Here is a 21,622-nt window from a genome sequence, read left to right as displayed (position 1 = left end):
AAGCAGCAACGCCTTTCAGAACGCGATCGCAACGCCGAAGTGCAGCCGCACACGGCGCTCCTGCTGGCCGTACGCGACGTCGAGCGCGATCGGGCCGGCAGGGCTCTTCCAGCGCGCGCCGACGCCGTAGCCGACCTTGATGCCGAAGCTCTTGCGGTCGTCGGCCGCATCGCCGGCATCGACGAAGGTCGCGCCACCCCACTGCGGACCGAACCAGTGGACGTATTCGGCGCTCGCCACGCCCAGGTAACGCCCGCCGACAATCGCATCGCCCTCCTTGACGCCCAGGCTCTGGAACGCATAGCCGCGCACCGTCTGCGTGCCGCCGGTGCGGAACAGGAAGTCCTGCGGCACGCCGTCGCGCTCCTCGGCCAGCGTGATGCCGCCCTCGGCGCGAAGGATCAGGACGTTGTTGGGGGACACCGTCCGGTAGAACACCTGGCGGCCGTAGAAGCGCAGGAAGTCGCGATCCGACAGCAGCAGCCGCGAGCCCCCGCCGACCTGGAATTGCAGGACGTTGCCCTGACGCGGATCGAGCACGTCGTCGACGTGGCGCCGCGTCCACGTCCAGTTGAGTGTCGTCGCGATGCGCCGCGATGCCTCGCCCCCCGCCGGCTGACGCATCTCCTGCTGCACGCGCAGCGCGAGGCGCGTCTCGATATTGCCGCGGGTATTCGTGCGCGCGACGCCGACCGCCTGGGTTTCCACGGTCAGCCCCTCGATGTCGCTGCGCTCGACGGCGCCGCCGACGCTGAAGCGGCGGCCGTCAGGGTCGGGCGGCAGGAACACGTCGGCGTACAGCGACTGGCGCAACTGCTCGAGCCGTAGGCCACTGGAAAGCTCCCATGCCCGGTTGAAGAAATTGACATTGCGCCAGCTGACCTCGCCACGCAGACCGTGGTTCGTCGAATAGCCGGCGCCGAAACCAAGCTGGCGCGAACGCGCCTCGGAAACATTGACCCGCACCGGCGCGGCCGCCGCGAAGGCCGGATCGCGTTCGACGTCGACGATCACCGACGCGAACTGCGGCACGTTCTGCAGCGCAGTCTGCAGCGCGAGCAGCTTTTCCTGGTCGAACGGCTGCCCCTGGTGCAGCGAGCTATAACTCTCGACAAGCCCCGCCGGCAGATGCTTCAAGCCGGTGACCTCGAGCGGCCCGAGGAAGAAACGCGGACCGGAATCGACGACGACTGACAGGCGCACCGAATTGTTTTGCGGATCGACCTCGGCGCGGCTATCCGCCAGATGCGCCGCCGCAAAATCACGGGCGCCGACGCCTTCGAGCAGGCGGCGCTTGGCCTCGTCCCACGACTGCTGGCGGAACACCTGCCCCACGGGCAAGGACCAGGCCGCCCGCAGCACCTTGCGGCGCTCGGCAAACTCGGGACTTTCCTCGTTGATCGCCCCTTCGAATGCGACCTCGACGGCCGTCACGCGGGAGGCCGGTCCCGTTTCGACCGACACGCGCCACAGCTTGTCGTCGTCGCGCTCAATCTTTACCTGGGGGGAGAAATAACCCTCGGTCGCGAGCAGATCCGCGACTTCGCGACGCGTACGGCTTGCCAGCGCGACGCGGTCGACCTCGACGGAAGGAAGCATCGCCCCCTGCCGACTGAGAACGTAGAGATGCTGCTGCAGCAGCGGCCGGACGGAATCCGGCGCGGACAGCTCGACGCGCAACGCCTCCTCGGCGCTCGCCATCGCCGGCCACAAGGGCGCCAGCGCGGCAATCAGCCACAGAATAGCGACAACCGGTCTCAAGCACGCATGCATAAGCCGCATTGTAGCGGGCGCGCCTTCGACCGGCTGCCTTCCGGTTACGCTCCGTTACCCTCGTTTGCGCCCGGCAGTCCTCAGTTGCCCTCAGTTTCCCATGGCCATCAGGCTCGCATTGCCGCCGGCGGCCGCGGTATTGACGCTCACCGTGCGCTCGGCGACGAGGCGCCCCATGTCGTAGTCGGGCTGCGGACGCACCATCGGCAGGATCGGACCGTCGCGGCGCGCGAGACGCACGCGCCACGCGTCGGCCTGCTCGTCACCGCCGTCGAAGAGCAGCGCGCCGAACGCGCCGTCGAACCACTTCGCGTCGATGCTCACCTGGCCCGAGACCTCCGCCGGCAGGGCCGCGACGAGCTTGCGCGTCAGCGCATCGTCACCGAGGACGACACGGTTGCCGCTCGCGAGCGCCGTCAGCAACTGCTGGAAGTACCCCGCCATCGATCCCGCGACGGCGGCGACCGTGCCGCGCGGCTTGAAGCTGAGGCTATTGTCCTCGCCGGTCGGTCCCGGCAGTCCCAGACGGACACCCGCCAGACGATGCGTCCGGCAGGCCTCGGCCCGCACCCGCAGTGCCGCGATGTCGTCGCCTTCGACGAGCGCACGGCCCGGACCGTCGATCCACGCGACGAAACGCTCGAACGCATCCGGCGCGCCGCCCGCGGCGAACTCCGCGCCCGGGCTGCGACGCAGCAGGCGATGCAAGTACAGCGGACCGCCCGCCTTCGGGCCGGTGCCCGAACGCCCTTCACCGCCGAAGGGCTGCACGCCGACGACGGCCCCGATGATGTTGCGGTTCACATAGATGTTGCCGACGTGGGCACGCTCGACGATCGCGTTGATCGTCTCGTCGATGCGCGAATGGATGCCGAGCGTCAGGCCGTAGCCGCTCGCGTTGATCTGGTCGACGACCTTCATCAGGTCCTTCGCGCGATAACGCAACACGTGCACCACCGGGCCGAAGACCTCGCGTTCGAGTTGCGCAAGCGAATCGATCTCGATCAGGGTCGGCGGAATGAAAGTCCCGCCGTTGCAGGCCGCGGGCAGCGGCAATTGCACGACCCTCGCGCCGCGCTCGCGCATCGACTCGATGTGGCGCGCAAGCCCTGCCTGCGCCTCGGCGTCGATCACCGGCCCGATGTCCTTGCGTACGTCGGCCGTGTTGCCGAGCGCGAGCTCGTTCGTCGCCCCCTTGATCATCTGGACCACGTGGTCGGCGATGTCCTCCTGCAGGCACAGCACGCGCAGCGCCGAGCAACGCTGGCCGGCCGAATCGAAGCCGGATGCGAGCACGTCGCCGACGACCTGTTCGGGCAGCGCCGTCGAATCGACGATCAGCGCATTCTGGCCACCGGTCTCCGCGATCAGCGGGATGTCACCGCCGCGCTCGGCGAGCGTGCGGTTGATGATCATCGCGACTTCGGTCGAACCCGTGAACATCACGCCACGCACACGGGCGTCCGCCACGAGCGCCGCCCCGACGACCTCGCCGCGTCCCGGCAGCAGCTGCACGACCGCCTCCGGCGCACCCGCCTCGCGGAAGAGCCGCACCGCCCAGGCCGCGATCAGCGGCGTCTGCTCGGCGGGCTTTGCCAGCACCGGGTTGCCGGCGACCACTGCCGCCGCGACCTGACCGGTGAAGATCGCGAGCGGGAAGTTCCACGGGCTGATGCACAGCACCGGCCCCAGCGGGACGTGCTGCGCGTTGTCCAGCGCGCGCGCCTGCTCGGCGTAGTAACGGCAGAAATCGACCGCCTCGCGCAATTCGGCGATCGCATTCGCCCACGACTTGCCCGCTTCGCGCACTGCCAGCGCGATCAGCGCCAGCCCGTCGCGCTCCATCAGATCGGCGACGCGCTCCAGGCACTCGGCACGCTGCACCGGCGAGCGCAAAGCCCAGGCATAGGCCGCCGCATCGGCCGCGGCGATGGCTGCCTCGACCTCAGGCAATCCGGCCTCGACCACCTCGCCGACCACTTCGTCGAGATTCGCCGGATTGCGCACCGGCTGCGCCACGCCGCCAGCGACCGCTCCACCGGCCAGCATCGGCCCCGCCACGTGGCGCACCGCACGGCTATCCTCCAACGCCGCGGCGATCGCCTCGCGCACCGTCTCGTTCGACAGGTCGTAGCCCTTCGAATTGCGCCGCCCGGCACCGTACAGATCCTTCGGCAGCGGAATGCGCGGATGCGGCGAACCGGCGAGCGAGTCGGCAAGCTCGACCGGGTCCTTGATCAACTCCTCGACCGGCACGTTCTCGTCGACGATCAGGTTCACGAAGCTCGTGTTCGCACCGTTCTCCAGCAGGCGGCGTACCAGGTAGGCGAGCAGCGTCTCGTGGCTGCCGACCGGCGCGTAGATGCGCACCATGCGGCGCAGCACCGGATCACCCGTGATCTGGTCGTACAGCGGCTCGCCCATGCCATGCAGGCACTGGAACTCGTAGTCGCCCGGATGATAGTTGTCCTCGGCCATGTGCATGATCGAGGCCATCGAATGCGCGTTGTGCGTCGCGAACTGCGGGTAGATCACGTCGCGTGCGGCGAGCAACTTCTTGGCGCAGGCGAGGTAGGACACGTCCGTATACACCTTGCGCGAATACACCGGATAGCCTTCCAGCCCGTCGATCTGCGCGCGCTTGATCTCCGCGTCCCAGTAAGCGCCCTTCACGAGGCGCACCATCAGGCGGCGATTGTTCTTGCGCGCGAGATCCACGATCCAATCGAGCACGAAGGGGGCACGCTTCTGGTAAGCCTGCACAACGAAACCGATCCCGTCCCAACCCGCCAGATCCTCATCCTCGACCAGCGCTTCGAGCAGGTCGAGCGAGATGTCCAGACGGTCCGCCTCCTCGGCGTCGATGTTCAGCCCGATGTCGTAGCCGCGTGCGAGCTCGCACAGCGTCTTCAGACGCGGCAGCAGCTCGGCCATCACGCGCTCGCGCTGCGCCCAGTTGTAGCGCGGATGCAGCGCCGACAGCTTCACCGAAATACCGTTGCCGTCCACCACGCCACGCTTCGCCGAGCCGTTGCCGATCGCGTGGATCGCATGCTCGTAGTCGTCGTAATAGCGCTGCGCGTCCGCAGCCGTCATCGCCGCCTCGCCCAACATGTCGAAGGAATAGCGATAGCCGCGCCCCTCGCGCTCGCGGCCGCGCTCCAGCGCCTCCTCAATCGTGCGCCCGGTCACGAACTGCTCGCCCAGCATGCGCATCGCCAGATCCATGCCCTTGCGGATCAGCGGCTCGCCCCCCCGCGTCACGAGCTTCGTCAGCGCGCTCGCGAGACCCTCCTCGCTACGCGTCGCGACCAGCTTGCCGGTGATCAGCAAGCCCCAGGTCGCCGCGTTCACGAACAGCGATGGGCTCTGCCCCAGGTGCGAACCCCAGTCCCCACCCGCCAGCTTGTCGCGGATCAGACGATCGGCCGTCGCCTTGTCCGGCACGCGCAGCAGCGCCTCGGCCAGACACATCAGCGCGACGCCTTCCTGGCTCGACAGCGAGAACTCCTTCATCAGCGCATCGACGCCGCTCGAACGCGCGCGCTTGCCGCGCAGGCCGATGACGAGCTGACGCGCGAGATCATGGATGCGGCGCTGTAGAGGCGCATCGACGCGCGCCGCCTCGATCAGCGGCGGCACACAGTCAGGCTCGGGCGCGCGATACGCGCTGGTGATGTGCTGGCGCAGCTCGGAACGTGGCGCGACGGGAAGGGCTGCGAGGGCAGACGGATTCGATTGGGTTGTCATGAGCGAAAAACTCCGCAAAGGTCTTGGGCAGGGTCTCCACCTGCCGCATCGGGTTCGGCAGGACCGCCCGCCGAAAACCCGATTCTTCACCCAATAGCGTAGTTTATGGCTCCGAAATTCGCCTCCAATAAGACATAATTCCGGCTGAAAGCCTCCCTCGTAGCCATTTTTCCTACCCGCCGACCATCATGGACCGCATCGATCTCAAGATTCTTGCCGAACTCCAGCAAAACGCCCGGATCTCCTTCGTCGAGCTCGCGCGCCGGGTCGGCCTCAGCAAGACCCCGTGCGCCGAGCGCGTGCGACGCCTCGAAGACAGCGGCGTGATCCGCGGCTATTACGCGGCCCTCGACCCGGTCGCCATGGACCGTGGACACGTCGTGATCGTGCAAGTGCTCTTGAGCGGGACCACGGCTCAGGAATTGCGCCTATTCAATGAAGCGGTGCAGCGCATCCCGGAAATCCAGACCTGCCAGATGATCGCAGGCGATTTCGACTACCTGCTGACCGTGCGGACGCGCGACATCCACACCTACCGTAGCGTGCTCGGCGAAAAGATTTCCGAACTGCCGTGCGTCAAGCAGACGCACACGTACGTGGTCATGGAAGTGGTGAAGGACGAAAAGACGATCGATATCAAGACGAACGAGCCGCGGCGGCCCGCCTGAATAGATCAGATAGTCAGAAACCCTACCCCGCCCAACCCGAAGCGGCGGCTGGAGAAGTGCCGCCGAGCTGTCCGAGAGCGCCGCGGCCGGTCGGATCACGGGGGAAACACGGCGACGCATGTCTGAGCCGGCGCAGCCGGCGAGTTTGCGTCGCCGCCCCCGCGATCCGGCCGGACGCGGGGAGCCGAAGGCCGCGAGCGCCTGCCCGGCGGCGCTTCTCCCGCCGCCGCTTCAGGCACCCACGTCAAAAAGACAGAAAAGTTCAGCCTTCCAAGTGATACTTGGTCACGCGCTCGACTTCCGCCGCCGACCCCAGGATCACCGGCACACGCTGATGCAGCCTGGTCGGCTGCACGTCCATGATCCGCTCGCGCCCCGTCGTCGCCGCGCCACCCGCCTGCTCGACGATCATCGCCATCGGATTCGCCTCGTACATCAGGCGCAGCTTGCCACCCTTGTCGCGGCACTTCTCATCCAGCGGATACATGAAGACGCCGCCGCGGGTCAGGATGCGATGCACGTCCGCGACCATCGACGCCACCCAGCGCATGTTGAAATCCTTGCCGCGCGGCCCGGCCTTGCCCGCCTGCAGCTCCGCCACGTAGCGCTGCACCGGCGGTTCCCAGAAACGCGCATTCGACGCATTGATCGCGAACTCCTGCGTCTCGGCGGGCACCGTCATGAACGGATGGGTGTACACGAAGCTCCCCATCTCGCGGTCCAGCGTAAAGCCATGCACCCCGTTGCCCACCGTCAGGATCAGTAGCGTCGACGGCCCGTACAGCGCATACCCCGCCGCCACCTGCTCGCGCCCCGGCTGCAGGAAATCCTGCTCCGTCGGATCGTTCGCGCCGTTGCGCGGGGGATTTCGCAGCACCGAAAAGATCGTCCCGACCGAAATATTGACGTCGATATTGGACGAACCGTCGAGCGGATCGAACAGCAGCAGAAAGCCACCCTTCGGATAATCGAAGGGGATCTGATGCACCTCCTCCACCTCCTCCGACGCCATCGCCGCCAAGTGGCCGCCCCACTCGTTCGCCTGCAGCAGGATCTCGTTCGCGATCACGTCGAGCTTCTTCTGCGCTTCACCCTGCACGTTGTCCGTGCCGGCCTCGCCCAGCACGCCGGCCAGCGCCCCCTTCGACACATTGACGCTGATCGCCTTGACCGCACGGGCCACCACCTCGATCAGCAGACGCAATTCCGGCGTGGTCCGGCCCGCGCGCTGCTGCTCGATCAGAAACTGGGTTAGCGTGACGCGACGCATGAATAAACTCCTTGTTGGTCCGGCGGAGCGGACATCCGATTGTTCCACAGCTCAAGGGGCGGATTATCCCGCGGAAGACGGCCGAGCGCATCAACATCCGCAAACAGTTGCAGCCCCGTTCGTGGACCGGGGCGGTTATGATCAACACCTGCGGGCGAGGCACCGAAGCCTCGCAGCACCGTCCATAATCCGATTGCACCGTATGCATGTCATGGTTCTCGGCGCCGGTATCACCGGCGTCACCACGGCCTGGTTCCTCGCCAAGGCCGGATTCGAAGTCAGCGTGATCGAACGCCAGGGCGAAGCGGCGCTCGAAACCAGCCACGCCAACGGCGGCCAGATCTCGATCAGCCATCCCGAACCCTGGGCCAACCCCTCCGCGCCGATGACCGCGCTGCGCTGGCTCGGACGCGAAGACGCACCGCTGCTGTTCCGGCCCCATGCCGACCTCGAGCAGTGGGCCTGGGCCCTCGCCTTCCTGCGCGAATGCTTGCCGGCGCGGACTCAGCGCAATACCCAAGCCATCGCACGGCTCGCCGTCTATAGCGCCGCGCAACTGCGCGCGCTGCGCGCCGAAACCGGCATCGCGTACGACCACCTCGAACGCGGCATCCTGCACCTCTTCTTCTCGGCCAAGGAATTCGCCCACGGCAGCGCCAAGGCGCCCCAGCTCGAAGCGCTCGGCATCCGGGCCAGAGTCTGCTCGACCGACGAATGCCTCGGCATCGAGCCGGCACTCGCGCATCTGCGTGACCAGCTCGCCGGCGCACTGTACGCGCCGGACGACGAATCCGGCGACGCTTGCCGCTTCACGCAGGCCCTCGCCATACGTGCTGCCGAAGCGGGTGTGCGCTTCCACTACCGGACCACGATCACCCGAATCGCCCAGCAGGGCGGCACCATCGACGGTATCGACGTGCGCGACCGCGATGGCCGCACGGGCATGCTGAAGGCCGACCAGTACGTGGTATGCCTCGGCAGCTACGGCCGGAAACTCGTTTCCCCGTTCGGCGAACACCTGCCGATCTACCCCGTCAAGGGCTACTCCGTCACCGTCCCCGTGCTCGATCCGAGCCGCACCCCGTCGGTCAGTCTCACCGACGAATCCCGCCGCATCGTCTGCTCGCGCCTGGGGGATCGGCTGCGCGTTGCCGGAACGGCCGAACTCAACGGCTTCGATACCGCGATCAATCCCGCCCGTTGCCAGGCCATCCTCGACTGGCTCGAATCCCGATTTCCCGGCGCCACCGACATCGCCGCCGCCCAGCGCTGGACAGGCCTTCGCCCCGCGACCCCATCGAACGTCCCGCTCATCGGGCACGGCGGCCCGTCGAACCTCTGGTACAACACCGGCCACGGCACACTCGGCTGGACGCTTGCCTGCGGCTCGGCGAGCGCACTCGCGGCCCTGATGTGCGGCAATCCGGCGCCGGTTCGCGACTTCCCCTTCCTGCCGCGCTGAGCACTCCGGCCGCCGTCGGCGGCTGCAACGAAACCGTCATCGGACGGGCCTAGGCTGGAGGCTTCCACCCTCGGGACGCCGCCGCATGAACATCCTGATGATTTCGGATGTCTATTTTCCCCGCATCAATGGGGTTAGCACATCGATCCAGACCTTCCGCCGCGCGCTCGCACCGCACGGCATCAAAAGCACCCTGATCGCACCGGCCTATCCGGAGGCCGCGCCGGACGACGACCCGGCGCTGATCCGCATCCCGTCGCGCTATCTCCCGCTCGACCCCGAAGATCGCGTGATGAGCCGCGCCGCGATACGGGCCCTGCTCCCACGCCTGCGCGAAGAGCGATACGACCTCGTGCATGTGCACACGCCCTTCGTCGCACACTACGCCGCGCTCGACCTCGCCCGCGCACTCGATCTGCCCTGCGTGGCGACCTATCACACCTTCTTCGAGGAATACCTCTTCCACTACATCCCTTTCCTGCCCCGAGGCGCGCTGCGCGCCCTCGCACGCAACTTCTCCCGCCACCAATGCAATGCGATGGATGCCGTGATCGTGCCCTCGCAGGCCATGAGCGACACGCTCGCTGCATACGGCGTCAGCCGGCCGCGCCATGTCGTGCCCACCGGCGTTCCGCTCACGGACTACGCGGAAGGCATGGGCGGCGACGCATTTCGCGCCCGGCTTGGGCTCTCGCGCGATTGCCCACTCCTGCTGTACGTCGGCCGCGTCGCCCACGAAAAGAACCTCGGCTTCCTGATCCGCGTGATGGATCGCCTGCGCCGCCAACATCCGTCCGCAATGCTCCTGATCACCGGCGAAGGTCCGGCGCTTCAAGGGCTCAAGGCGATGGTGAGACGCCTCGAACTCGACTCGCACATACGCTTCCTGGGCTATCTCGACCGAAACCGGGAACTGCCTGACTGTTATCGTGCGGCCGATCTCTTCGTCTTTGCGTCACGCACCGAAACACAGGGACTCGTCCTGCTCGAAGCGATGGCTGCGGGAACGCCTGTCGTCGCCCTCGCGGAAATGGGCACCTGCGACATCATCGAACCGCAGCGCGGCACACGCGTCGGCCCAGACAACCCGCAAGCGTACGCCGCGCTCGTCGGAGAATTGCTGGCGAAGGACGAAACCCTGCGTGAGATGGGGGACGCCGCGCGCCTCGAAGCACAACGTTGGGGCGCCGACGAAATGGCGACGCGACTGGCGCGCCTGTATCGGGAGGCGGTGACGGCGGCTGCACGGTCGGCGCAGTCGCCGGCCGTGCAGCATCCGTAAAGGACAGGCAGAAGCCTACTTGACGACCTTCAGGTGGCCGCGACCGAAGCCGGACCCGCCGGGCGCCGGCGAATCCGGACCTGCATCACCGGGGTCGGCGCCAAGCGCATCGCCGTCGACCGAAGTTTCTTCGGCCTCGAACTCGGTCGGGTCCTCTGCCGCGGACTCGATCTCGAACGCCATGCCGTGGCCGTTTTCCCGCGCGTACACCGCCAGCACGTTCGCGATCGGCAGCGACAGCGCATGCGCGACGCCGCCGAAACGCGCCTGGAAGGTGATCAGCTCGTTGCCCATCACCAGGTGATTGGTCGCATCGGGCGACAGGTTCAGGACGATCTGGCCGTCACGGGCATAGCCGGGAGGCACGACGGTACGCTCGTCGACCTGCACCGCGACATAGGGCGTATAGCCCTGGTCGAGGCACCAATCGAAGATCGCGCGCACCAGATAGGGTTTTGTGGATACCTTGCTCATCGGGAACCATCGCTTGGCCGCACCCGTCGCCGGGCGCAGCCCCGCATCAGCGGCGCATGACCTTTTCGGAGGGAGTCAGGGCGTCGATGAAGCCCTGACGGCTGAAAATACGTTCCGCGTACTTCATCAGGTTCGCGGCGGCCTTCGGCAGCTCGATGCCGTAGTGCTCCAGGCGCCACAGCAGCGGCGCGATCGCCACATCGAGCATCGAGAAGTCGTCGCCAAGCATGAACTTCTGCTTGGTGAAGATCGGCGAGAGCTGGACCAGCTGGTCGCGCACGTGAGCGCGGCTCTTGTCGACGACGCCCTTCTGGTTCTTCTCGAGCACCTCGATGTGCGAGAACAGCTCGTGCTCGAAGGTGTGCAGCAGCTGGCGGGCACGCGCGCGCATGATCGGGTCGGGCGGCATCAGCTGCGGATGCGGAAAGCGCTCGTCGATGTACTCGTTGATGATGTTGGACTCGTACAGCACGAGGTCGCGATCGACCAGCACCGGCACGCGGTTGTACGGATTGATGACGGCGATATCTTCGGGCTTGTTGTAGAGATCGACATCGATCACCTCGAAGTCCATCCCCTTTTCGTAGAGCACGATCCGGCAGCGATGACTGAACGGATCGGTCGTGCCGGAATATAGGTTCATCATGGTCTTGCAGCTCCCGATACAAAAACAAAGCGCACCACGCGGTGTCGCGTGGTGCGTCAGAGGTCAAAGCAGCGAATTAGTTCGCGCCGACGCTCAGTGGATGTCCTTCCAGTAGTTCTTCTTCAGCGCGAAGCTCAGGCCGAAGAGACCCGCCAGGAAGATCAGCACGATCACGCCGATCGACTTACGCTTCTCGGCAACCGGTTCGCCCATCCAGACGAGGAAGGAGACCAGGTCGGCGACGGTCTTGTCGTACTCCTGGACCGACAGCTTGCCCGGCTTGGCCAGTTCGAGCTCGATCGACTTCACGCCTTCGTGCTCCGAAACCTTGGCGACCTGCTCACCCTGCAGTTCCCACAGGATGTGCGGCATGCCGACGTTCGGGAACACGACGTTGTTCCAGCCGGTCGGACGAGCCGGATCGCGGTAGAACTCGCGCAGGTAGGTGTACAGCCAGTCGGCACCGCTGCCGAATTCCGAAGCGCGCTGACGCGCGATCAGGGTCAGGTCGGGCGGGGTCGCGCCGAACCAGGCCTTCTGATCCTTCGGGTTGGCCGAGATCTTCATCAGGTCGCCGACACGCTCGCCCGTGAACATCAGGTTGTCGCGGATCTCCTGCTCGGACAGCCCGATCTGGGTCAGCGAGTTGTAGCGCATGAAGCTCGCGCTGTGGCAGTTCATGCAGTAGTTGATGAAGGTCTTGGCACCCGCTTGCAGCGAGGCCGGATCCTTGCTCACCGGCGCCTTGTCCAGGTGCAGCGTGCCACCCGAGGCCAGCGCCAGTGCCGGCGCGAACAGCGCGGCAGCGGCCAGACGCTTCAGAGTCTTGATCACACGATTACTCATTTGAAAGTCACCCTATCCGGTTCGGGTTGGCACTTGTCCAGTTTGCTGTACCACGGCATCAGCAGGAAGAAGCCGAAGTAGATCACCGAGCAGATCTGCGCGACGATCGTACGGCCGGGGGTCGGGGGCAGCACGCCAAGGTAGCCCAGCGTGAAGAACGCGACCAGGAACACCGCCAGGATGCCCTTGAAGAGACCGCCCTTGTAGCGGATCGACTTGACCGGGCTGCGGTCGAGCCACGGCAGGAAGGCGATCACGACCACCGCCGCGCCCATGCCGACCACGCCCCAGAACTTGGCGTCGATGCCGAACAGCGGGTAGGTGATGGCGCGCAGCACCGAGTAGAACGGCGTGAAGTACCAGACCGGCGCGATGTGCGGCGGGGTCTTCAGCGGGTCGGCCGGGATGAAGTTGTTGTACTCGAGGAAGTAGCCGCCGCCTTCAGGCGCGAAGAACACGATCGCCGAGAAGAAGATCAGGAAGCCGACCACGCCGACGATGTCCTTCACCGTGTAGTACGGGTGGAAGGGGATGCCATCGAGCGGAATGCCGTTCGCGTCCTTCTTCTTCTTGATCTCGACGCCATCCGGGTTGTTCGAGCCGACTTCGTGCAGCGCGACGATGTGCGCGAGCACCAGGCCGATCAGCACCAGCGGCACGGCAATGACGTGGAAGGAGAAGAAGCGGTTCAGCGTCGCATCCGACACGACGAAGTCGCCGCGGATCACGAGCGACAGGTCCGGACCGATGACCGGGATCGCCGAGAACAGGTTAACGATGACCTGTGCGCCCCAGAACGACATCTGGCCCCACGGCAGCAGGTAGCCCATGAAGGCTTCGGCCATCAGCGCGAGGAAGATCAGGGTGCCGAAGATCCAGATCAGTTCGCGCGGCTTGCGGTAGGAACCGTAGAGCAGACCGCGGAACATGTGCAGGTAGACGACGATGAAGAAGGCCGACGCGCCGGTCGAGTGCAGGTAGCGGATCAGCCAGCCGCCCGGGACTTCGCGCATGATGTACTCGACGCTGGCGAAGGCGACGGGGATGCCCGATGCGTTCACGGAGGCGTCCGGCTTGTAGTGCATGACCAGGAAGATGCCGGTCACGATCTGGATCACCAGCACCAGCAACGCCAGCGAGCCGAAGAAGTACCAGAAGTTGAAGTTCTTCGGCGCATAGTACTCGGACAGATGCGCCTTCCAGGTCGACGTCAGCGGGAACCGCTCATCGACCCAGTTCAGCAGTTGTTGTGATTTCGTAGTCATCGCTTAGGCCTTTGAGTCGTCACCGATGAGGATCGTGGTTGCCGTGAGGAACTTGTGCGGCGGCACCTGGAGGTTGTCCGGAGCCGGCATGCTCTTGTAGACGCGACCCGCGAGGTCGAAACGGGAGCCGTGACAGGGGCACAGGAAGCCACCGTGCCAGTCGTCGCCCATGCCGCTTTCGGCACCCATCTTGAACTTCTCGCTCGGCGAGCAGCCCAGGTGGGTGCAGATACCGACGGCGACGAGGTATTCGGGGTTGATCGAACGAGCCTTGTTCTTCGCGTACTCGGGCTGCATGTCCTTGTTGGACTCCGGGTCGCTCACGGCGGCCTCGGTCTGGTCAAGCGTAGCCAGCATCTCGGGGGTCCGGCGCAGAATCCACACCGGCTTGCCACGCCACTCCACCGTCATCATTTCGCCGGGCGCCAGCTTGCTGATATCCGCCTCGACCGGCGCTCCAGCAGCTTTTGCACGCTCGGACGGCGTCAGACTGGCAACAAACGGCACTGCCGTCGCCACCGCAGCCACGCCACCGGCGGCCGACGTCGCGACAAGCAGTTGCCGGCGGCCACTGTCCATCTTCTGATCCACGCTCATGAGCCTCATCCCTGAAAAAGAAACCCGTTTCCGGATACAAAAAAACCGCGGAAGTCTAGCAAGAAACCCGCAACATAAAAAGGGCGGGATCATTAAACGCCCTTAATTCAGGGCTTTGGCGCACAGGAGATATCAGCCGAAAGCGGTATTCGGCATCATTTTTTGCGCAGCGCAACAGCGCGACTGTTACAAGGCGCGACGCTCCACGAGGGCCTGGGCGATGGTGCCGGCGTCGGTGTGCTCGAGCTCGCCGCCCACGGGCACTCCGCGCGACAAGCGACTGACCTTGATGCCGCGGGCGGCGAGCGCCTCGGCGATCACGTGGGCGGTGGCTTCGCCCTCGTTGGTGAAGTTGGTCGCGAGGATCACTTCACGCACGGCGCTGTCGGTGGCTCGCGCCAGCAGCTTGTCGAGGCGCAGTTCGCGCGGACCGATGCCATCGAGGGGCGACAGGCGCCCCATCAGGACGTAGTAGAGGCCGTTGTAGGCGTGCGTCTGCTCGACCATCGCGAGGTCGGCCGGCATCTCGACGACGCACAGCAGAGACGGGTCGCGCTGCGGACTGGCGCAACGCTGGCACACGGCATCTTCAGTGAAGGTATTGCAACGCTCGCAATGGCGCAGCACTTCGAGCGCGTGGCCCAGCACCTGCGCGAGGCGTTGCGCCCCGCGCTGGTCGCGCTGCAGGAGGTGGTAGGCCATCCGCTGGGCGGATTTGGGCCCCACCCCGGGCAGCACGCGCAAGGCCTCGATCAGTTCGTCGAGGCTGGAAGGAGATGACATCGGATCAGAAGGGCAGCTTCATTCCGGGCGGCAGGTTGAGGCCCGAGGTGAAGCCGGCCATCTTCTCCTGGGTCGTCGTCTCGACGCGGCGCACGGCGTCGTTCACGGCCGCGGCGACGAGGTCCTCGAGCATCTCCTTGTCGTCCATCACGGACGGGTCGATGCTGACACGACGAACGTCGTATTTGCATGTCATTTGCACCTTGACCATGCCGGCGCCCGATTGTCCTTCGACTTCGATGCTGCCGAGCTGGTCCTGCATCTTCTTCATGTTTTCCTGCATCTGCTGGGCCTGCTTCATCAGGCCAGCGATTCCGCCCTTCATCATGGTCAGATCTCCAAAAAAATTGGCTTAGAGAGGTTTGACCGACGCTTCCACGAGGGTTGCATCGAATCGTTCAATCAGTTCGCGTACGAAAGGATCGCGCTCGAGCGCCGCGACCGCCTCGGCGTGGCGCACGCGCCGCTCGGCCTCGTCGCGCTGGGCGGGGGTTTCGCCGGCAATGGCGCCAACCTGCACGCGCAGCTTCAGCGGCTGCCCGCAATGGGCGACGAGGATATCCTGCAGCCGGTCGACGAGGCCGGGGTTCATGCTCAACAGGTGCCGGTGCGCCTCGGAAAGACGCAGCTCGAGCACGCCGTCGACGAATCCCAGCCATTCGCAGTGCTGGGAGAATTCGCGCACCATGCCGCCCAGCCCCAATGCGCGCAGGGTGTCGTGCCATTGCCCGGCCGCGAGGCCCGCCAGGGCGTCGGGACTCGCCGCGCCGGCGGGAGTAGTCCCTTCGCTCGCGGGCGGCGACTCGATCGGAGCCTGCGGAGCGCTCGCCGGAGCAGACTGCGGCGCCGGCTCGATGATCCGTGCAGCCGGGGCGACGGTTTCGGCGACGATGGCCGCCGGAGCAGCGGCAACCGGGGCCGGGCGCGACTGTGCGGCGGCAGCATGGCCGAATTGGGCCTCAGGGGGCAGGTCTTCCCACGGCGGGATCGACGAGGCGGGTTCGCTGCGCGCCTCGGCTCGTCCGGCGGCGGGCGCCGATGGGGCAGACGGGGCCGGCTCGACTTCCGCCCGACGCGGTGCCGGAGCGGCCTCACTGCGATTCTGGGCCGGCGCGGCCGGAACGACAGGCGCGGGCTCGGGGCGTTGAGCCGCGGGTGCAGGACGGGCGGGGACCGGGCCACGGGCTGCGCTCCCGCCACCACCGGCCGCGGCGGGACTTCCCAGCGCCGGGGGCTGTTCGGGGCGGAAGGCATGCAGGCGCAGCAGCGTCATCGTGAAGCCGGCGTACTCGTCAGGCGCGAGCGGCAGCTCGTCGCGGCCGTGAATCGCGATCTGATAGGCGAGCTGCAGGAATTCCGGGTCGAAGGCTTCGGTATAGGGCGCGAGACGCTGGCGTTCGGCATCGTCGCCGATCGCAGCCGGCGCGAATTGCGCGAGGGCGACGCGATTGAACAGCGACGCGAGGGCCTGCAAGGCGGCGTCGAAGGAGAGGCTGCGCGTTTCCATGCGGTCGGCGACCGCGAGCAAGGCGGTGACGTCGCCGGCGGCGAGCGCGTCGAGGACGGCATACAGGTGGTCGTCGCCGACCGTGCCGAGCATGTGCGTGACCTGCTCTTCCTCGACCTTGCCGGAACCGTGGGCGATGGCTTGGTCCAGGAGCGACAGCGCGTCGCGCATCGAGCCGCACGCCGCCTTGGCGAGATGACGCAGCGCCGATGCCTCGAACGGAACGTCTTCGGCCTGGAGGATGCGCGACAGGTGATCGACGATGTGGCCCTGCGGCATCTGCTTGAGGTTGAACTGCAGGCAGCGTGACAGGACGGTGACCGGGATCTTCTGCGGATCGGTCGTCGCGAGGATGAATTTGACGTGCTCGGGCGGCTCTTCGAGGGTCTTCAGCATGGCGTTGAAGGCATGCCCGGTGAGCATATGCACTTCGTCGATCATGTAGACCTTGTAGCGGCCTTGCACCGGCGCGTAGACGGCCTTGTCGAGCAGTGCCGCCATGTCCTCGACGCCGCGGTTCGAGGCCGCGTCCATCTCGACGTAGTCGGGGAAGCGGTCGGCGTCGATGGCGGTGCATGCGGAGCATTTGCCGCAGGGTTCGGCGGTGATGCCGGTCTCGCAGTTGAGCGCCTTGGCGAGGATGCGCGAGATCGTGGTCTTGCCGACCCCGCGAGTCCCGGTGAATAGCCAGGCGTGATGCAGACGGCCCGTCGCAAGCGCATGACTGAGCGCCCGTACGACGTGCTCCTGACCGACCAGCGTGGCAAAGCTCCTGGGCCGCCACTTGCGCGCGAGAACCTGATAACTCATGGCGGGATTCTAGCAGAGCGCCCCCGGCTGCCCGGATGAATTCGTCTGCACCGGTCACTTCGGCCTCGCCGCTATTGTGGCTGACCGATCTGCAGGTAGTAGCGCATCTCACCCAGCTCGGGCAGGTAACTGGCGCCGAGATACAAGGGGCCGAGCACGGTGTCGGCGCCAAGGAAGAGCGACATCGCGCGCCGCCGCCCGGGGTTCGGCGTCAGCGAGGCGCCGTAGTTGCGCACGTCAGCCCATTCGGCGGTCGCACCGGCATAGACGCCGCGACCGACCGAATCCGGCAGGCGGGTGATGAGACGGTAGTAGGCGGCGCTGGCGAGTGCGACCTGGTCGCCGGCGATTTCGCCGTAGCGGTAGCCGGTCAGGCGGAAGGGCCCGCCCAGCTGGGTGCGGCCGACTTCCGGCAGATCACGGTCAGGGCTGCCGGTGAAGAAACCGTGCAGGCGCAGGACGTTGGCGCCGAGAGACATCGCCCCGTCGCCGTCGAGCTCGGTGAAGAGATAGTGGTGATCGTCGCCGAAGGAAGGGTCGTGCAGTTCGCCGCGCAGGCGGGCGGCGTAGCCGTGGCGCGGAAAGAAGGGGCTGTCGAGACGGTCGATGACGGCGCTGACCTGCAGCGAGCCGTCGGCGACAGTGCGCTCGGGATAGAGCACCGGGCCCGAGACGACTTCGGACTTGCGATCGCCGCGCCGCCAGCCGGCCCGCAGCTCGCCCCACATGCCCATCTCGTAGCCGAGATCGAGCCCCAGCACGCCGCCGCGCTCCTTGTTCTCGGAGAGTTTGCGGCCATCGACGAAGATGGGCAGCACGCGGTTGAAAAGTTCAACGGACGGCGCGACGAACCAGCCGCTGTCGAGATCGAGCGGCTGGTAGAGCTCGGAGCGGATGCGGTTCGTGTTGCCGAGCTGCATATCGACATCCCAGCGCGCACCGCGCGTGTTGAGCCAGCGGCGCGAGAAGCCGGCGTAGACGCCGACCGTGGATTCGCCTTCGAAATCGGCTGCGACGCCGCCGCCGAAACGCAACAGGTTCGGGCCGGAGGCCTTTTCGTCGGCTTCGATCTGCACGGTCGCACGCGGCCCATCGCGCAGCACGCTGTAGCGCAGGCGGTCGAAGTCGCCGCGGGAATAGATCTGCCCGATGTCGGTTTCGAGCCTGGAGGTATCCAGCGGCTCGCCGAGTTTCTGCGATAGCGTCGCGCCGAACAGACGCTGAGGCACGACCTTGAGGCCCTCGATCGCGATCGATTCGACCACCGGCGCCGGCTGCTTGCGCCGTTGCTGGCGCTGCGCCTGCCATTTCGCATAGGTTTCGGCATCGACGGAAAAGCGCGCGAGCGACGCGCTTTGTTTCAGCGCGGCGATCGTGCCGTAGGGAACGGTTTCGAGGGCGCGGTCGAAGTCGCGCGAGGTGATGTCGCCGAGTTCGACCTGGATCAGCGCGTCGTCGGGCCCGAGGCGCTCGATCTGCTGCCGCACGTTTTGCTCCAGTGCGAGGTTGATCGCCTGCAGCACGATGTCGGTGGCGGTCAGCAGGCGGTCACGCAATTGCGGCGGCGTACCGAGATTTACGGCGATCACGCGGCCGCCACAGAGGCGGCGCCCGTCGTCGACGGGAAGGTTCATCACGAGCCCGCCATCGACAAGCAGGCGGTCGTCGTTCTCGATCGGCAGGAAGACGCCGGGCACGGCCATGCTGGCGCGCATCGCCCGCCACAGCGGCCCCTTGTCGAGCAGGACTTCGGCGCCGGATTCGAGGTCTGTGGCGACGGCGCGAAAGGGCAGCGACAGCGAGTCGAAGCTGGGCAACACCTCGGCTCCACCGGCGAGGCGGTTGAGGAAGCGGTCCATCGCCTGGCCGGAGATGGCGCTTTGCGGCAGCAGCAGGCGACCGTCGCCGTAGCCCATGACGATAGCCGAGCGGTTGCGGGCGGCGTCCTGCTTGTCGCGGAAGGGCTGGTCCTCGCGCGGGACGTTGTTGGAGAACATGTTTCCCCAGTCGACGGCGTTGATCTCGCGCACCATGCCCGGTAGCGACATGCCGGACGCATAGGCGCCACCGACGATCGCGCCCATCGAGGTGCCGACGATACAGTCGACGGGGATGCGCATGTCTTCGAGGACCTTGAGCACGCCGACGTGGGCAACGCCGCGCGCGCCCCCGCCGGAGAGCACCAGCGCGACGCCCTTCGTGCGATCCGGCACCTGCGGATAGACCGGGGCGCAGGCCAGTGACAGCAGCAAGAGGAAAAAGAGGCGAAGCTTCAAGGGGATTGGCGACAGGCGCGACGGAAAAGCGCCCAAGATACCGTATCGACCATAGGAGGTGCGTAACGCAAATCCGCGAAGAGGCACAAAATGAAACGGGCGCCCCGTTTCCGAGGCGCCCGTTCGATGTTCGAGGGTGGCGAGCCTGGCCCCCGGCACTTGCAGGGAGCGGCTGTGGCTGCTGCCTTCCGGCCCTGACCAGGTTCACCACGCTGCAATGCGGGGAGACCCGCCACGGCCGGCATTGTATCAGCTTATCCGGCCGCTGCACGCTCCGCGTGATGCGGTGCGCAATTACTTACGATCAGCCCTTCAGCTCGGGGAAGTCTTCCTCGAAGAATTCCAGCGCGCCGCGCACGCTGGCGTCCTTGCCCTCCTCGCTCTTCCGCAGCTCGACGCGGCGGATCTTGCCGGAGATGGTCTTCGGCAGGTCGGAGAATTCGAGGCGGCGGATGCGCTTGTAGGGCGCGAGCTTGTCGCGCGTGAAGGCGAAGATGTCCTTCGCGAGTTCGCGCGACGGCTCGAAGCCGGCGGCGAGGATCACGTAGGCCTTGGGCACTGCGAGGCGCACCGGGTCCGGGCTCGGCACGACGGCGGCTTCGGCGACCGCCGGATGCTCGATCAGCACCGATTCGAGCTCGAAGGGGCTGATGCGGTAGTCGGAGGCCTTGAACACGTCGTCGGCACGGCCGACGTAGGTGATGTAGCCTTCCTCGTCGATGCTCGCGACGTCGCCGGTGCGGTAGTGGCCGTCACGCATGACTTCGGCGGTCTTGGCTTCGTCGCCGGCGTAGCCGAGCATCAGGCCCATCGGGCGCTTGGCGAGGACGAGGCTGATCTCGCCTTCCTCGACCGGTTTGCTGTCGGCGTCGAGCAGCGCGATCGTGTAGCCGGGCAGCGGGCGGCCCATCGAGCCGGGCTTGAGCTTCTGGCCCGGGGTGTTGCCAATCTGGGCGGTCGTCTCGGTCTGGCCGAAGCCGTCGCGGATCGTGATGCCCCAGGCCTTCTTCACCTGCTCGATGACTTCGGGGTTGAGCGGCTCGCCGGCGCCGATGAGTTCGCGCAGGTTGGTCTTCACCGCGGCGAGGTCCTGCTGGATCAGCATGCGCCACACGGTCGGCGGCGCGCACATCGTCGTGATCTCGTACTTCACGAGCACGTCGAGCAGTGCTTTCGCATTGAAGCGGTTGTAGTTGTACAGGAAGACGCAGGCGCCGGCATTCCACGGGGCGAAGAAGCAGCTCCACGCGTGCTTCGCCCAGCCCGGCGAGCTGATGTTCATGTGGCGGTCGCCCGGCTGCAGTCCGATCCAGTACATCGTCGACAGGTGGCCGACGGGGTAGGACTGGTGGCTGTGCTGGACGAGCTTGGGCTTGGAGGTCGTGCCGGACGTGAAGTAGAGCAGCAGGGGGTCGGTGACCTTGGTGACGCCGGACGGCGCGAATTCGGGCGAGGCCTGGTAGGCATCCTCGAAGGAGAGCCAGCCGGGGGTCGCGGCGCCGACGCTGACGCGGGTGTAGTTGCCCGGCAGGTCGGCGAACTTGTCGGTGTGGGCCTCGCCGATCACGACGTGCTTGACCTGGCCGCGCTCGAGGCGGTCGGAGAGGTCGTCAGGGGTCAGCAGCGTGGTCGCGGGGATCACGACGGCGCCGAGCTTGATCGCGGCGAGCATGGTTTCCCACAGCGGCACTTCGTTGCCGAGCATGATCAGGATACGGTCGCCGCGCGCGACGCCCTGCTCGCGCAGCCAGTTGGCGACGCGGTTGGAGCGCGCGGACATCTCGGCGAACGAGAGCTTGGATTCGCGGCCGTCTTCCTCGACGATCCACAGCGCGGGCTTGTCGTTGCCCCGAGCCATGCTGTCGAAGTAATCGAGCGCCCAGTTGAATTCGCTGAGCTGGGGCCACTGGAAGCCGGCGTACGCGGCGGCGTAGTCGGTCCGATTGGCCAGCAGGAAGTCGCGTGCTTTCAGAAACTCGGCAACTGCAGTCATTTCCTCTCCTTTCCCGGAATCAACGCGGCGGACCTGCGTCTGCCACGTCATTGCGCACCCGCTGGCGGGCGATCCTCGGCGCAGTGCCGGACTGCCGTGCTGCGGACGACTGTGATTGGAAGCCGACGCCCGTCGAAGAGCGTCGGGCGGTATTGTGACGTTGACGTAAACGTCATGCAACTTCACTCGGACGCGACGATCCTCACGGTGGTGACTGTTG

16 protein-coding genes and 1 other RNA gene are annotated in these 21,622 nt (G+C 66.3%); 3 read left to right on the top strand and 14 right to left on the bottom strand.

The window, feature by feature from the left end:
* Positions 1–15: 15 nt before the first annotated feature.
* On the bottom strand, positions 16–1,782 hold the full coding sequence (locus AZKH_RS04280; protein WP_015434511.1) for an autotransporter assembly complex family protein: 1,767 nt from the start codon (positions 1,780–1,782) through the stop codon (positions 16–18).
* 81 nt (positions 1,783–1,863) lie between these two features.
* Positions 1,864–5,523: a trifunctional transcriptional regulator/proline dehydrogenase/L-glutamate gamma-semialdehyde dehydrogenase gene (gene putA / locus AZKH_RS04275; protein ID WP_015434510.1), complete on the bottom strand. Its 3,660-nt coding sequence runs from the start codon at positions 5,521–5,523 to the stop codon at positions 1,864–1,866.
* Positions 5,524–5,711: 188 nt separating this feature from the next.
* Here putA and AZKH_RS04270 point away from each other — a divergent pair, with 188 nt between their 5' ends.
* Positions 5,712–6,191 carry a winged helix-turn-helix transcriptional regulator gene (locus AZKH_RS04270; RefSeq protein ID WP_015434509.1) on the top strand — a complete coding sequence of 160 codons (480 nt, stop codon included), beginning with the start codon at positions 5,712–5,714 and terminating at the stop codon, positions 6,189–6,191.
* Between the two features lie 262 nt (positions 6,192–6,453).
* On the opposite strand, the gene AZKH_RS04265 is transcribed toward AZKH_RS04270, so the two are convergent.
* Positions 6,454–7,461 carry a class 1 fructose-bisphosphatase gene (locus tag AZKH_RS04265; protein ID WP_015434508.1) on the bottom strand — a complete coding sequence of 336 codons (1,008 nt, stop codon included), beginning with the start codon at positions 7,459–7,461 and terminating at the stop codon, positions 6,454–6,456.
* 202 nt (positions 7,462–7,663) lie between these two features.
* On the opposite strand from AZKH_RS04265, the gene AZKH_RS04260 reads away from it, so the two are divergent.
* Positions 7,664–8,923, top strand: a complete 1,260-nt coding sequence (locus tag AZKH_RS04260) for a D-amino acid dehydrogenase (RefSeq protein ID WP_015434507.1) — start codon at positions 7,664–7,666, stop codon at positions 8,921–8,923.
* 85 nt (positions 8,924–9,008) lie between these two features.
* Positions 9,009–10,205 (top strand): glycosyltransferase, encoded by a 1,197-nt coding sequence (locus tag AZKH_RS04255; protein ID WP_015434506.1) that lies wholly within the window; start codon positions 9,009–9,011, stop codon positions 10,203–10,205.
* 15 nt (positions 10,206–10,220) lie between these two features.
* Here AZKH_RS04255 and AZKH_RS04250 read toward each other — a convergent pair whose 3' ends face one another.
* The 11 genes from AZKH_RS04250 to AZKH_RS04205 form a co-directional block, all read right to left on the bottom strand.
* On the bottom strand, positions 10,221–10,679 hold the full coding sequence (locus AZKH_RS04250; RefSeq protein ID WP_015434505.1) for a ClpXP protease specificity-enhancing factor: 459 nt from the start codon (positions 10,677–10,679) through the stop codon (positions 10,221–10,223).
* 46 nt (positions 10,680–10,725) lie between these two features.
* Positions 10,726–11,325 carry a glutathione S-transferase N-terminal domain-containing protein gene (locus AZKH_RS04245; RefSeq protein ID WP_015434504.1) on the bottom strand — a complete coding sequence of 200 codons (600 nt, stop codon included), beginning with the start codon at positions 11,323–11,325 and terminating at the stop codon, positions 10,726–10,728.
* A gap of 93 nt (positions 11,326–11,418) precedes the next feature.
* Positions 11,419–12,171, bottom strand: coding sequence for a cytochrome c1 (locus tag AZKH_RS04240; RefSeq protein ID WP_015434503.1), 753 nt, complete (start codon positions 12,169–12,171; stop codon positions 11,419–11,421).
* On the bottom strand, positions 12,168–13,436 hold the full coding sequence (locus tag AZKH_RS04235; protein WP_015434502.1) for a cytochrome bc complex cytochrome b subunit: 1,269 nt from the start codon (positions 13,434–13,436) through the stop codon (positions 12,168–12,170). The genes AZKH_RS04240 and AZKH_RS04235 overlap by 4 nt, the downstream gene beginning before the upstream one ends.
* Before the next feature lie 3 nt (positions 13,437–13,439).
* Entirely contained in the window at positions 13,440–14,033 is a 594-nt protein-coding gene (gene petA, locus AZKH_RS04230) for a ubiquinol-cytochrome c reductase iron-sulfur subunit (RefSeq protein ID WP_015434501.1), read from the bottom strand.
* A 186-nt stretch (positions 14,034–14,219) separates the two neighbouring features.
* Positions 14,220–14,816: a recombination mediator RecR gene (gene recR / locus AZKH_RS04225; RefSeq protein WP_015434500.1), complete on the bottom strand. Its 597-nt coding sequence runs from the start codon at positions 14,814–14,816 to the stop codon at positions 14,220–14,222.
* 4 nt (positions 14,817–14,820) lie between these two features.
* Positions 14,821–15,144 (bottom strand): YbaB/EbfC family nucleoid-associated protein, encoded by a 324-nt coding sequence (locus AZKH_RS04220; protein WP_015434499.1) that lies wholly within the window; start codon positions 15,142–15,144, stop codon positions 14,821–14,823.
* 24 nt (positions 15,145–15,168) lie between these two features.
* Positions 15,169–17,133, bottom strand: a complete 1,965-nt coding sequence (dnaX, locus tag AZKH_RS04215; RefSeq protein ID WP_015434498.1) for a DNA polymerase III subunit gamma/tau — start codon at positions 17,131–17,133, stop codon at positions 15,169–15,171.
* A 71-nt stretch (positions 17,134–17,204) separates the two neighbouring features.
* Positions 17,205–19,445: a patatin-like phospholipase family protein gene (locus tag AZKH_RS04210; protein WP_015434497.1), complete on the bottom strand. Its 2,241-nt coding sequence runs from the start codon at positions 19,443–19,445 to the stop codon at positions 17,205–17,207.
* A 99-nt stretch (positions 19,446–19,544) separates the two neighbouring features.
* Positions 19,545–19,643: signal recognition particle sRNA small type (ffs, locus tag AZKH_RS26545), an RNA gene on the bottom strand.
* Between the two features lie 70 nt (positions 19,644–19,713).
* Positions 19,714–21,402 (bottom strand): AMP-binding protein, encoded by a 1,689-nt coding sequence (locus AZKH_RS04205; protein WP_015434496.1) that lies wholly within the window; start codon positions 21,400–21,402, stop codon positions 19,714–19,716.
* Positions 21,403–21,622: the final 220 nt, after the last annotated feature.

The organism is Azoarcus sp. KH32C, from assembly GCF_000349945.1.
Lineage (GTDB): Bacteria > Pseudomonadota > Gammaproteobacteria > Burkholderiales > Rhodocyclaceae > Aromatoleum.
Note: the sequence above shows the minus strand (reverse complement) of the source record. Positions and strands in the feature narration are given on the sequence as shown.

Excerpts from the sequence above, each read along its gene's own strand:
- AZKH_RS04220 (WP_015434499.1), bottom strand. The coding sequence starts at position 15,144 with ATGATGAAGGGCGGAATCGCTGGCCTGATGAAGCAGGCCCAGCAGATG.
- dnaX (WP_015434498.1), bottom strand. The coding sequence starts at position 17,133 with ATGAGTTATCAGGTTCTCGCGCGCAAGTGGCGGCCCAGGAGCTTTGCC.
- AZKH_RS04245 (WP_015434504.1), bottom strand. The coding sequence starts at position 11,325 with ATGATGAACCTATATTCCGGCACGACCGATCCGTTCAGTCATCGCTGC.
- AZKH_RS04270 (WP_015434509.1), top strand. The coding sequence starts at position 5,712 with ATGGACCGCATCGATCTCAAGATTCTTGCCGAACTCCAGCAAAACGCC.
- AZKH_RS04260 (WP_015434507.1), top strand. The coding sequence starts at position 7,664 with ATGCATGTCATGGTTCTCGGCGCCGGTATCACCGGCGTCACCACGGCC.
- AZKH_RS04205 (WP_015434496.1), bottom strand. The coding sequence starts at position 21,402 with ATGACTGCAGTTGCCGAGTTTCTGAAAGCACGCGACTTCCTGCTGGCC.
- AZKH_RS04235 (WP_015434502.1), bottom strand. The coding sequence starts at position 13,436 with ATGACTACGAAATCACAACAACTGCTGAACTGGGTCGATGAGCGGTTC.
- recR (WP_015434500.1), bottom strand. The coding sequence starts at position 14,816 with ATGTCATCTCCTTCCAGCCTCGACGAACTGATCGAGGCCTTGCGCGTG.
- AZKH_RS04280 (WP_015434511.1), bottom strand. The coding sequence starts at position 1,782 with ATGCGGCTTATGCATGCGTGCTTGAGACCGGTTGTCGCTATTCTGTGG.
- AZKH_RS04255 (WP_015434506.1), top strand. The coding sequence starts at position 9,009 with ATGAACATCCTGATGATTTCGGATGTCTATTTTCCCCGCATCAATGGG.
- AZKH_RS04240 (WP_015434503.1), bottom strand. The coding sequence starts at position 12,171 with ATGAGTAATCGTGTGATCAAGACTCTGAAGCGTCTGGCCGCTGCCGCG.
- AZKH_RS04250 (WP_015434505.1), bottom strand. The coding sequence starts at position 10,679 with ATGAGCAAGGTATCCACAAAACCCTATCTGGTGCGCGCGATCTTCGAT.
- putA (WP_015434510.1), bottom strand. The coding sequence starts at position 5,523 with ATGACAACCCAATCGAATCCGTCTGCCCTCGCAGCCCTTCCCGTCGCG.
- AZKH_RS04265 (WP_015434508.1), bottom strand. The coding sequence starts at position 7,461 with ATGCGTCGCGTCACGCTAACCCAGTTTCTGATCGAGCAGCAGCGCGCG.
- petA (WP_015434501.1), bottom strand. The coding sequence starts at position 14,033 with ATGAGCGTGGATCAGAAGATGGACAGTGGCCGCCGGCAACTGCTTGTC.